The sequence below is a fragment of the Bacillus sp. LH1 genome (assembly GCF_057924895.1).
This window is the reverse complement of record NZ_CM175007.1, coordinates 3,798,901-3,811,659: the sequence shown is the minus strand read 5'-3', so window position 1 is coordinate 3,811,659 and position 12,759 is coordinate 3,798,901. Positions and strand designations below refer to the sequence as shown.

The 12,759-nt window shown below is 39.1% G+C and carries 11 protein-coding genes; all 11 read left to right on the top strand.

All coding sequences use genetic code 11. The annotated features are described in order from the left end of the window. The 11 genes from ACX9TM_RS19565 (at position 1) to pyrE (ending at position 12,747) form a co-directional block, all read left to right on the top strand. Positions 1-909, top strand: coding sequence for an RluA family pseudouridine synthase (locus ACX9TM_RS19565; protein WP_000005829.1), 909 nt, complete (start codon positions 1-3; stop codon positions 907-909). A gap of 203 nt (positions 910-1,112) precedes the next feature. Continuing rightward, entirely contained in the window at positions 1,113-1,655 is a 543-nt protein-coding gene (pyrR, locus tag ACX9TM_RS19560; protein WP_001156491.1) for a bifunctional pyrimidine operon transcriptional regulator/uracil phosphoribosyltransferase, read from the top strand. A 146-nt stretch (positions 1,656-1,801) separates the two neighbouring features. Then, positions 1,802-3,085 carry a uracil permease gene (gene uraA, locus ACX9TM_RS19555; RefSeq protein ID WP_000435928.1) on the top strand — a complete coding sequence of 428 codons (1,284 nt, stop codon included), beginning with the start codon at positions 1,802-1,804 and terminating at the stop codon, positions 3,083-3,085. 148 nt (positions 3,086-3,233) lie between these two features. Beyond that, positions 3,234-4,148, top strand: coding sequence for an aspartate carbamoyltransferase (gene pyrB / locus ACX9TM_RS19550; protein WP_000018849.1), 915 nt, complete (start codon positions 3,234-3,236; stop codon positions 4,146-4,148). Then, a complete protein-coding gene (gene pyrC, locus ACX9TM_RS19545) occupies positions 4,132-5,418 on the top strand; it encodes a dihydroorotase (RefSeq protein WP_001108367.1) in 1,287 nt (428 codons plus the stop codon). The genes pyrB and pyrC overlap by 17 nt, the downstream gene beginning before the upstream one ends. Further along, positions 5,415-6,512, top strand: coding sequence for a carbamoyl phosphate synthase small subunit (locus ACX9TM_RS19540; RefSeq protein WP_000828680.1), 1,098 nt, complete (start codon positions 5,415-5,417; stop codon positions 6,510-6,512). Before pyrC ends, ACX9TM_RS19540 begins: the two co-directional genes overlap by 4 nt. After that, positions 6,497-9,715, top strand: a complete 3,219-nt coding sequence (gene carB / locus ACX9TM_RS19535; protein ID WP_001126101.1) for a carbamoyl-phosphate synthase large subunit — start codon at positions 6,497-6,499, stop codon at positions 9,713-9,715. The genes ACX9TM_RS19540 and carB overlap by 16 nt, the downstream gene beginning before the upstream one ends. Continuing rightward, a complete protein-coding gene (pyrK, locus tag ACX9TM_RS19530; RefSeq protein ID WP_000983359.1) occupies positions 9,712-10,491 on the top strand; it encodes a dihydroorotate oxidase B electron transfer subunit in 780 nt (259 codons plus the stop codon). The genes carB and pyrK overlap by 4 nt, the downstream gene beginning before the upstream one ends. Beyond that, on the top strand, positions 10,488-11,417 hold the full coding sequence (gene pyrD / locus ACX9TM_RS19525; protein ID WP_001081049.1) for a dihydroorotate oxidase B catalytic subunit: 930 nt from the start codon (positions 10,488-10,490) through the stop codon (positions 11,415-11,417). Before pyrK ends, pyrD begins: the two co-directional genes overlap by 4 nt. Continuing rightward, positions 11,402-12,118 (top strand): orotidine-5'-phosphate decarboxylase, encoded by a 717-nt coding sequence (gene pyrF, locus ACX9TM_RS19520; RefSeq protein WP_072770070.1) that lies wholly within the window; start codon positions 11,402-11,404, stop codon positions 12,116-12,118. Before pyrD ends, pyrF begins: the two co-directional genes overlap by 16 nt. Beyond that, positions 12,115-12,747, top strand: coding sequence for an orotate phosphoribosyltransferase (gene pyrE, locus ACX9TM_RS19515; RefSeq protein ID WP_065382111.1), 633 nt, complete (start codon positions 12,115-12,117; stop codon positions 12,745-12,747). Before pyrF ends, pyrE begins: the two co-directional genes overlap by 4 nt. Positions 12,748-12,759: the final 12 nt, after the last annotated feature.

Below are 12,759 nucleotides of genomic sequence, written 5' to 3'. Positions count from 1 at the left end.
ATGAGTGAAGTAGTACAAGTAACAGTTGCAGCAGAGCAAAAAAATGAGCGAATTGATAAATTCGTTGCAGGGATAAATAACGAATGGTCACGTACGCAAGTGCAGCAATGGATTAAAGATGACGTTGTGACAGTAAACGGGAAAGCGGTAAAAGGGAATTATAAAGTAAAAGAAGAAGATGAAATTACAGTAACAATTCCTGAACCAGAAGAGTTAGATATTCAACCAGAGGATTTAAATTTAGAAATTTATTATGAAGATGCAGATGTGCTTGTTGTAAATAAGCCACGTGGTATGGTTGTACATCCAGCACCAGGGCATACAAGTGGTACACTTGTAAATGGCCTTATGCATCATTGTACAGACTTATCAGGCATTAACGGTGTAATGCGTCCAGGTATCGTGCATCGTATTGATAAAGATACATCTGGACTATTAATGGTTGCTAAAAATGATATGGCACATGAATCGCTTGTGAATCAGCTTGTAGCAAAAACAGTAACGAGACGTTACAAAGCGATTGTACACGGTGTGATTCCGCATGATAAGGGAACGATTGATGCTCCGATTGCTCGTGATAAGAAAGAGCGTCAAAGTATGACAGTTGATGAAAATGGTAAGAACGCTGTTACGCACTTCCAAGTGTTAGAACGCTTTAAAGACTTTACACTTGTAGAATGTCGCTTAGAAACGGGACGTACGCACCAAATTCGTGTTCATATGAAATATATTGGCTATCCACTTGCAGGAGATCCGAAGTATGGTCCGAAGAAAACGTTAGATATGAATGGACAAGCACTTCATGCGGGTATTTTAGGCTTTGATCATCCTCGTACGGGTGAATATATTCAGTTTGAGGCACCGATTCCAGAAGTGTTTGAAGACGCATTAAATATTTTACGAAAATAGTATTGACAAATCATAAGAAAACTGAGATACTGACAACAGTTAAATAATGATCCTTTAACACAGCCCCGTGAGGTTGAGAAGGTAACGGTTTGAAATACTTAGGGTATGTTGTACCCTTTTTTCAAAAGTCCTCTCGCACACGCTGAGAGGACTTTTTTTATACCATTACTCTCACGCAAGAAAAAAGCTTGGAGGTGTAGAGCATGCAAGAGAAAGCTGTCGTTTTAGATGACCAAATGATTCGCCGCGCTTTAACACGAATTAGTCATGAAATCGTGGAACGAAATAAAGGTGTCGATAATTGTGTTCTTGTCGGAATTAAAACTCGTGGAATTTTTATTGCACAACGTTTGGCAGAACGAATTGGTCAAATTGAAGGAAAAGAAATGGAAGTTGGAGAGTTAGACATTACGTTATATCGTGATGATTTAACACTACAATCGAAAAATAAAGAACCACTTGTAAAAGGTTCTGATATCCCTGTAGATATTACGAAGAAAAAAGTTATCCTTGTGGATGACGTATTATATACAGGAAGAACAGTTCGAGCAGCAATGGATGCTCTTATGGATTTAGGTAGACCATCTCAAATCCAATTGGCGGTTCTTGTTGATAGAGGTCATCGCGAATTACCAATTCGCGCTGATTATGTAGGGAAGAATATTCCAACATCAAGTGAAGAGCGTATCGAAGTTGATTTGCAAGAGACAGATCAACAAGATCGAGTAAGCATATACGATAAGTAAAGCCCTTTTAAATGTAGTCCTGTGAGGCTGCCAAAGGGTCTTGGCTTTCATATGTCAAATTTGGCATACGAAAGTGTAGGACTCTTTGTGCACAGGCACAAAGAGTTTTTTTATTGCAAAGATTTAAACTGAAGGAGGATGTAACAATGGAACAAAAGCCAGTGTTAGACGTTAATGAAGTACCGAAACCGGGAAAATGGTTATTTTTAAGTATACAACATTTGTTCGCGATGTTTGGATCAACAGTACTTGTTCCGTTTTTAACAGGATTGAATCCATCAGTAGCATTAATATCAAGTGGATTAGGAACGTTAGCATTCCTTCTTATAACGAAAGGTCAAGTACCTGCTTATCTAGGATCATCATTCGCCTTTATCGCACCGATTATAACAGCGAAAACGGCAGGTGGACCGGGAGCGGCAATGCTTGGTGGTTTGCTAGCAGGACTTGTGTACATCTTAATCTCACTCGGAATTAAGAAATCAGGATCAGAGTGGATTATGAAATTACTACCACCAATCGTAGTTGGTCCAGTAGTAATGGTAATCGGTCTAGCTTTAGCACATACAGCAGTTAACATGGCGATGAACGGTGCGGATGGCAAATATAGCTTTACACACTTTTCAGTAGCGTTAGTAACATTAGCAATTACAATTATATGCTCGATATTTGGAAGAGGGTTTTTCAGTATCATACCAGTGTTACTTGGCATTATCGGCGGATATATCTTCGCTTACTTCCAAGGGCTAGTAGACTTAAAGCCGGTAGCTGAGGCAAAATGGTTTGTTGTACCAGATTTCACAGTACCATTTGTAACATACACACCAGAGTTTTCATGGAAGATTGTACTCTTGATGGTACCAGTTGCACTAGTAACAATATCAGAACATATCGGACATCAAATTGTTCTTGGAAATGTTATTAAAAGAGATTTAATTGAAAAACCAGGTTTACACCGTTCAATCTTCGGTGACGGAGTAGCAACATTAATCGCGTCACTAATCGGTGGGCCACCGAATACAACGTATGGTGAAAACATCGGTGTGCTAGCAATTACGAGAGCATACAGTGTATACTTATTCATCGGTTCAGCAGTATTCGCAATCATGTTCGGATTTATCGGTAAGATTTCTGCACTGATTCATTCAATCCCAACACCAGTTATGGGTGGTGTATCAATCTTACTATTCGGTGTAATCGCATCAAGCGGATTACGCATGATGGTAGATGATAAAACAGATTTAAGTGACAAACGAAACTTAATGATTGCATCAGTAATATTAGTAATCGGTATTGGTGGAGCGGTACTTCACGTAGGAGAATCATTCCAAGTAGAAGGAATGGCACTAGCAGCAATTGTAGGTGTACTGTTAAATCTACTACTACCGGAAACGAAACAAATAAAACAATCTAAGCAGATTGCTTCATAATAATAACCTTTTAATTCAGTCCTGTGAGACCGGAAAGGGTGGCTTCTTTCTTGCACCCTAGTCTCACACGATTAGGGTATTTTTATGCAAAGGTTGTTATAAAAATTCAAAAGTGGTAACATAAAAATCAGAAAGATGAGGGATGACGATGAGCCATTTGTTAACGATGAGTGAATTATCGGAAGTAGAAATTTCAGAAATCCTAAAAGATGCAGAAGATTTTGCGAATGGAAAAGAGAGCAAAACGACAGAGCAAACTTTTGTTGCGAACTTGTTCTTTGAGAATAGTACGAGAACGAGATTTAGCTTTGAAGTTGCTGAGAAGAGATTAGGACTTGATGTTTTAAACTTTTCAGCTGATGCATCTAGCGTACAAAAAGGAGAAACTCTATACGATACGATAAGAACACTAGAATCAATCGGAACAAAAGCAGTGGTCATCCGCCACGAGCAAGATCGCTACTTCGATGAATTAAAAGATCAGGTGAATATTCCAATCTTAAATGCTGGAGATGGATGCGGAAACCACCCAACACAGTGCCTACTGGACCTTCTTACAATTAAACAAGAGTTTGGAAGATTTGAAGGTTTGAAGATTGCAATAGTAGGAGATGTTCGTCATAGCCGAGTAGCACGTTCTAATGCAGAAGCATTAACGAAGCTTGGTGCAACAATTTACTTTGCAAGTCCAGAAGAGTGGAAAGATGAAGACAACACATTTGGAACATACAAACCATTAGATGAACTTGTTCCAGAAGTTGATGTAATGATGTTACTCCGTGTACAACATGAGCGTCATGATCATTATGAAACAGACATTATGAAAGAATATCATGAGAAACACGGATTAACAGTAGAAAGAGAAAAGCGTATGAAAGAAGGAAGCATTATTATGCATCCAGCTCCTGTAAACCGTGATGTTGAAATTGCAAGTGAACTTGTTGAGTGTGAGCGTTCACGTATATTTAAACAAATGGAAAATGGAGTTTACGTAAGAATGGCTGTACTAAAACGCGCCTTACCAAATGTATTAGGAGGAATGAAACATGAATTATTTGTTTAAAAATGGTCGTTATATGAATGAAGAAGGAAAAATCGTAGCAACGGATCTTCTCGTACAAGACGGTAAAATCGCTAAGGTAGCAGAAAATATTACGGCAGATAATGCTGAAGTAATCGATGTGAACGGAAAGTTAATCGCACCTGGATTAGTAGATGTACACGTACATCTTCGTGAACCAGGTGGTGAACATAAAGAAACAATTGAAACAGGTACACTAGCAGCGGCAAAAGGTGGATTCACTACAATTTGCGCAATGCCAAATACACGCCCGGTACCAGATTGCAGAGAACATATGGAAGACTTGCAAAAACGTATTGAAGAAAAAGCTCATGTTAACGTACTACCATACGGAGCAATTACAGTACGTCAAGCTGGTTCTGAAATGACAGATTTCGAAACATTAAAAGAACTTGGAGCATTTGCTTTCACAGATGACGGCGTAGGCGTACAAGATGCGAGCATGATGTTAGCGGCTATGAAACGTGCAGCAAAATTAGATATGGCAGTAGTTGCGCACTGTGAAGAGAATACGCTTATTAATAAAGGTTGTGTACATGAAGGGAAGTTTTCTGAGAAACACGGATTAAACGGTATCCCATCAGTATGTGAATCTGTACATATTGCAAGGGATATACTGCTTGCTGAAGCAGCAGATTGCCACTATCACGTATGTCATGTAAGTACGAAAGGTTCTGTACGTGTAATCCGTGATGCGAAACGCGCTGGAATTAAAGTAACAGCAGAAGTAACACCGCATCACCTAGTGTTATGTGAAGATGATATCCCATCAGCTGATCCTAACTTTAAAATGAACCCACCGCTTCGTGGAAAAGAAGACCATGCAGCATTAATTGAAGGTTTATTAGATGGAACGATCGATATGATCGCAACTGACCATGCACCGCATACAGCGGAAGAGAAAGCACAAGGAATTGAAAGAGCACCGTTTGGAATTACTGGTTTTGAAACAGCATTCCCGCTTCTATACACAAACCTTGTGAAAAAGGGAGTTATTACGCTAGAACAGTTAATTCAATTCTTAACAGAAAAGCCAGCTGATACATTCGGCTTAGAAGCAGGTCGCCTAAAAGAAGGTAGAGCAGCTGATATTACAATCATTGATTTAGAACAAGAAGAAGAGATTGACCCAACAACATTCTTATCAAAAGGAAAAAATACACCATTCGCAGGTTGGAAATGCCAAGGATGGCCGGTAATGACAATCGTTGGTGGTAAGATCGCATGGCAAAAGGAGAGTGCATTAGTATGAAAAGACAACTTATCTTAGAAGATGGAACAGTATTAATTGGAACAGGTTTCGGAGGCGAAATCGAAAAGTCAGGTGAGGTTGTATTTACAACAGGAATGACTGGATATCAAGAAACATTATCTGATCCATCATATTGCGGTCAAATCGTAACATTCACGTACCCATTAATCGGAAACTACGGCATTAACCGTGACGATTTTGAATCCATTCACCCATCTGTAAATGGTTTAATCGTAAACGAAATTTGTGATCACCCATCAAACTTCCGTAATGAAATTTCGTTAAATGATTACTTGAAAGAAAGAAATATCCCAGGATTAGCAGGGATTGATACGAGAAAATTAACGAGAAAAATTCGTCAATACGGTACATTACGTGGACGCCTTTGTAACATGGATGCAGATGTAGAGTACATTGTAAGCCAATTAAAAGCGACAGTATTTACAGATCATGTAAAACGCGTATCAACGAAAGATCCATACCCAAGCCCAGGTCGTGGTCACCGAGTTGTACTAGTAGACTTCGGTATGAAACATGGTATTTTACGAGAATTAAATAAGCGTGACTGTGATGTAATTGTAGTTCCTTACAACACAACAGCGGAAGAAATTTTACGCCTTAGCCCAGATGGAATTATGTTAAGTAATGGACCTGGAGATCCGAAAGATGTACCAGAAGCAATTGAAATGTTAAAAGACATTATCGGTAAAGTTCCTTTATTCGGAATTTGCCTAGGACATCAATTGTTCGCTCTAGCATCAGGTGCAAATACAAGTAAGTTGAAATTTGGTCACCGTGGTTTAAACCATCCAGTAAAAAATCTTGCAACTGGAAAAGTAGCAATTACATCTCAAAACCACGGATACGCAGTAGAAGAAGAATCAGTTGAAAATACAGATCTTGAAATTACACATGTTGCTTTAAACGATGGAACGGTAGAAGGTCTTCGTCATAAGAAGTTCCCGGCATTTACAGTACAATACCATCCAGAAGCTTCAGCGGGACCAGAAGATGCAAATGATTTATTCGAAGATTTCTTAACAATGATTGAAAACTTCAAGAAAGAAGGGGAAGAGTTATGCCAAAACGCCTAGACATTAACACAATTTTAGTAATCGGATCAGGACCAATTGTAATTGGGCAAGCAGCGGAGTTTGACTACTCTGGTACACAAGCTTGTCAATCTCTTAAAGAGGAAGGTTACAAAGTAATCCTTGTTAACTCTAACCCAGCAACAATTATGACGGATACTGCAACAGCAGATAAAGTATACATCGAGCCATTAACATTAGAATTCGTAAGCCGTATTATTCGTAAAGAACGTCCTGATGCAATCCTACCAACATTAGGTGGTCAAACAGGTTTAAACATGGCTGTTGAACTTGCAAAATCAGGCGTACTTGACGAGTGCGGAGTTGAAATTTTAGGAACAAAATTATCAGCAATCGAGCAAGCGGAAGATCGTGATTTATTCCGTACATTAATGCAAGATTTAAATGAACCAACACCACCAAGTGAAATTATTCATAACCTTGATGAAGCATATGGATTTGTAAACGAAATTGGTTACCCAGTAATCGTTCGACCAGCGTTCACATTAGGAGGAACGGGCGGCGGAATTTGTCATAACGAAGAAGAGCTAATTGAAATCGTAACAAGTGGTTTAAAACATAGCCCAGTAACACAATGTTTATTAGAGAAAAGTATTGCTGGCTGTAAAGAAATTGAATACGAAGTAATGCGTGATTCAAATGATAACGCGATTGTAGTGTGTAACATGGAAAATATCGATCCAGTTGGTGTTCATACAGGTGATTCAATCGTTGTAGCACCGAGCCAAACGCTAAGCGACCGTGAATACCAAATGTTACGTAACACGTCATTACGAATTATTCGTGCACTAGGAATTGAAGGTGGATGTAACGTTCAGCTTGCACTAGATCCATATAGCTTCCAATACTATGTAATCGAAGTAAATCCACGTGTAAGTCGTTCATCTGCACTAGCATCTAAAGCAACTGGATATCCAATTGCGAAATTAGCAGCAAAAATTGCAGTCGGCTTAACGTTAGATGAAATCGTAAACCCAGTAACACAAAAAACTTACGCTTGCTTCGAGCCAGCGTTAGACTATGTTGTTTCAAAAATTCCACGTTGGCCGTTTGATAAGTTTGAATCAGCGAACAGAACGCTTGGAACACAAATGAAAGCAACTGGTGAAGTTATGTCAATCGGACGTAACTTAGAAGAATCATTACTAAAAGCAGTTCGTTCTTTAGAGCTTGGCATTTATCACTTAGAATTAGACCACTTAAAAGAACTTGATAAAGAAACGATGAAAAAACGTATCATTAAAGCGGATGATGAACGACTGTTTATTGTAGCAGAAGCAATTCGCCAAGGTGTAACGAAAGAAGAAATCAATGAATGGTGTGAAATGGACTTCTTCTTCTTACAAAAAGTTGAAAACATCGTAAATATGGAACGTGAAGTAAAAGCGAATGTAGGAAATATGGAAGTACTACAAACTGCAAAAGAAATGGGCTTCAGCGATCACTACATTGCAGCAGCTTGGAACAAAACGGAGCGCGAAATTTACGATATGCGTAAAGAAAATAATATGATGCCAGTATTCAAAATGGTAGATACTTGTGCGGCAGAGTTTGAATCTGCAACGCCATATTACTACAGCACATATGCGGACGAAAATGAATCGATTGTAACAGATCGTAAGAGTGTAGTAGTTCTAGGATCTGGTCCGATCCGTATTGGTCAAGGTGTTGAGTTTGATTACGCAACAGTTCACTCAGTATGGGCAATTAAAGAAGCTGGATATGAAGCAATTATCATTAACAACAACCCAGAAACAGTTTCAACAGACTTCAGTATTTCTGACAAATTATACTTTGAACCATTAACGATTGAAGATGTAATGCATATTATCGATTTAGAAAAACCAGAAGGTGTTATCGTTCAGTTCGGTGGACAAACGGCAATTAACTTAGCAGCGAAACTAGAAGAACACGGTGTGAAAATTTTAGGAACATCACTTGAAGACTTAGACCGTGCAGAAGATCGTGATAAATTCGAAGCTGCTTTAACAAAACTTGGCATCCCGCAACCAGTTGGTAAAACAGCAACGACTGTAGAACAAGCGGTAGCAATCGCAGAAGAAATTGGTTACCCAGTATTAGTAAGACCATCTTACGTACTAGGTGGACGTGCGATGGAAATCGTATATCGTCAAGAAGAACTACTGCACTACATGAAAAATGCAGTTAAAGTTCATGCAGATCACCCAGTATTAATCGACCGTTACATGGTTGGTAAAGAAATTGAAGTAGATGCAATTTCCGATGGTGAGAATGTATTCATTCCAGGTATTATGGAACATATTGAACGCGCTGGAGTTCACTCTGGTGACTCAATTGGAGTATATCCACCACAAAGTTTATCTGAAAAACTAAAAGAACAAATCATTGAACATACAATTGCACTTGGAAAAGGATTAAACATTGTTGGATTACTAAATATCCAGTTTGTAGTATTCAAAGATCAAGTGTACGTAATTGAAGTAAATCCACGTGCAAGCCGTACAGTACCGTTCTTAAGTAAAATTACAGGCGTACCGATGGCGAATGTTGCAACGAAAGTTATTTTAGGGCAAGACCTAGTAGAGCAAGGATACGGAACTGGCTATCACCCAGAAGAGAAAGAAGTATATGTAAAAGCTCCGGTATTCTCATTCGCGAAACTACGCTCAGTTGATACAACATTAGGACCTGAAATGAAATCAACAGGGGAAGTAATGGGTAAAGACTTAACGCTTGAAAAAGCATTATATAAAGGATTAGTTGCTTCTGGAATTAACATCCCAACGCACGGCTCAGTAATCATTACTGTAGCGGATAAAGATAAAGAAGAGGCGATGGAAATTGCAAAACGTTTCCACGAAATCGGCTATAACTTATTAGCAACAGCTGGAACAGCACAATCATTAGAAGAGCAAAATATCCCAGTACAAGTTGTAAACAAAATTGATTCTGAAGACTACAACTTACTAGATATTATCCGTCAAGGAAAAGCACAGTTTGTAATTAACACATTAACAAAAGGTAAACAACCAGCGCGTGATGGTTTCCGCATTCGCCGTGAATCAGTAGAAAATGGTGTGGCTTGCTTAACATCACTTGATACAACAAGAGCAATCTTACGAGTATTAGAATCTATGACATTCTCAGCTCATTCAATGAAAGAAATTACGCAAACAAAGCGTCACGAGGTGGTACATGCATGATGCAAAAGCAAAATATGATCGTCGTTAACCAAAAAGAAATCGCAAAAAATATTTACGAATTAGTGCTTCAAGGAACGTTAGTACAGCAAATGAACGAACCAGGGCAGTTTGTACACATTAAGGTAGCAGAGGGCATTGCGCCCCTTCTGCGCCGCCCAATTAGTATTTGTAATGTAGATCAAGAGAAGAACGAATTTACAATGCTATATCGTGCCGAAGGACAAGGGACAAAAACATTAGCAACTAGAAAACAAGGTGAAATGGTAGATGTACTAGGACCATTAGGACACGGTTTTCCTGTAGAAGAAGCAGAAGCTGGTCAAACAGCTTTACTAGTAGGTGGGGGAATTGGTGTACCACCACTTTATGAATTATCACAGCGCCTCGTTGCAAAAGGTGTACGTGTTATTCACATCTTAGGCTTTCAAACGAAAGATGTAGTTTTCTATGAAGAAAAATTTGCAGAACTTGGTGATACGTACGTTGCGACAGTAGACGGTACACACGGTACAAAAGGATTTGTCACAGATGTAATTGATAATTACGGAATTGACTTTGATATTCTTTATTCATGTGGTCCGCTAGCGATGCTTCGTGCATTAGAAGGACGTTACAAAGAGAAAAAAGCCTATATTTCATTAGAAGAACGTATGGGCTGTGGTATTGGAGCTTGTTTCGCATGTGTATGCCACTTACAAGAAGATCCAAGTGGACATTCTTACAAGAAGGTGTGTAGCGACGGACCAGTATTTCCAATCGGGGAGGTTGTACTATGAACAGATTGCAAGTTGAATTACCAGGATTATCATTAAAAAATCCAATTATACCGGCATCTGGATGCTTTGGGTTTGGTCGTGAATATGCACAGTTTTACGATTTAAGTGTACTAGGATCAATCATGATTAAAGCGACGACAGAACAACCACGTTATGGAAATCCAACGCCTCGTGTTGCTGAAACACCAGGGGGCATGCTAAATGCAATCGGACTTCAAAACCCGGGATTAGACAAAGTAATGAATTCGGAATTACCATGGTTAGAACAATTTGACCTTCCAATTATTGCAAACGTTGCAGGCTCACAAGCTGAGGATTACGTAGCGGTTGCGAAGGAAATTTCTAAAGCGCCTAATGTCCATGCACTAGAATTAAACATTTCTTGTCCGAACGTAAAAACAGGTGGTATCGCCTTTGGTACAAATCCTGAAATTGCTGCTGATTTAACGAAGCGAGTAAAAGAGGTTTCTGAAGTACCTGTATACGTGAAATTGTCACCGAACGTGGCAAACATAGTAGAAATTGCAAAAGCGATTGAAAATGCAGGTGCAGATGGTTTAACGATGATTAATACATTGCTTGGTATGCGTCTAGATTTAAAAACAGCTAAACCAATTTTAGCAAACCGTACAGGCGGATTATCAGGTCCTGCGATTAAGCCAGTAGCAATTCGCATGGTACATGAAGTAAGCCAAGCGGTTAACATTCCAATTATCGGAATGGGTGGTATTGAAACAGCTGAAGATGTAATTGAATTCTTCTATGCTGGCGCAAGCGCAGTTGCAGTAGGTACAGCGAACTTTATCGATCCATTCGTATGTCCGACAATTATTGAAGAGTTACCAGCATTATTAGATGAATTAGGATTTGATCACATTTCGGAATGTCAAGGAAGGAGCTGGAAGCAAACATGTCACAGTCGTTAATCGTTGCACTAGATTTTCCAGGGAAACAAGAAGTAGAACAATTCTTACACCACTTTGAAGGGGAAGAGTTATTTGTCAAAGTAGGTATGGAGTTATTTTACAAAGAAGGCCCTGCGATTATTACGTACTTAAAAGAAAAGGGACATAAGATCTTCTTAGATTTAAAACTTCATGATATTCCGAATACAGTAAAAAGCGCTATGCGTAGCCTAGCTAGTCTAGATGTTGATATGGTAAATGTTCATGCTGCTGGGGGAAGCAGCATGATGAAAGCTGCGATTGAGGGATTAGAGGAAGGTAAGCAAGAAGGAAAAGAGAGACCGATTTGTATTGCAGTTACACAACTAACAAGCACTTCGGAAGCTATGATGAAAAAAGAGATCGGCATTGAGAAAACGTTAGAAGAAGCGGTTGCTCATTATGCAAAATTAACGAAAGAAAGTGGACTTGATGGCGTTGTTTGTTCAACACTTGAAGTTCCAAAATTACGTGAAGTATGCGGAAATGAATTTGTAACAGTAACACCGGGGATTCGTCTTGCAAGCGATGATGTAAATGACCAAGTGCGCGTAGCAACACCGAAACGTGCGAGGGAACTTGGCTCAAGCTACATCGTAGTTGGACGTAGTATTACAAAAGTAGAAAATCCGCTTGAAGCGTATAAAACAGTAAAACAACAGTGGGAAGGTGTAACAGTATGAAAAAAGAAATCGCATCGCATTTATTAGAAATTGGAGCAGTATTTTTACAACCGAATGATCCATTCACTTGGTCTTCAGGTATGAAATCACCAATTTATTGTGATAACCGTTTAACTTTATCTTATCCAAAAGTACGTCAAGCGATTGCAGCTGGATTAGAAAAGTTAATTAAAGAGCACTTCCCAACTGTAGAAATTATTGCAGGAACAGCAACTGCTGGTATTGCGCACGCTGCATGGGTAAGCGATCGTATGGATTTACCAATGTGCTACGTACGTAGTAAAGCAAAAGGTCACGGTAAAGGGAACCAAATCGAAGGAAAAGCTGAAAAAGGTCAAAAAGTCGTAGTAGTAGAAGACTTAATTTCAACTGGCGGTAGTGCAATTACATGTGTAGAAGCACTTCGCGAAGCTGGATGTGAAGTATTAGGAATCGTATCAATCTTCACATATGAATTAGAAGCAGGAAAAGAAAAACTAGAAGCAGCTAACGTAGCATCATATTCTTTAAGTGATTACAGTGCATTAACTGAAGTTGCAGCAGAAAAAGGTATGATTGGACAAGCTGAAACGAAAAAATTACAAGAGTGGCGTAAAAATCCAGCTAACGAAGCTTGGATCACAGCGTAACACGAAAAAAGA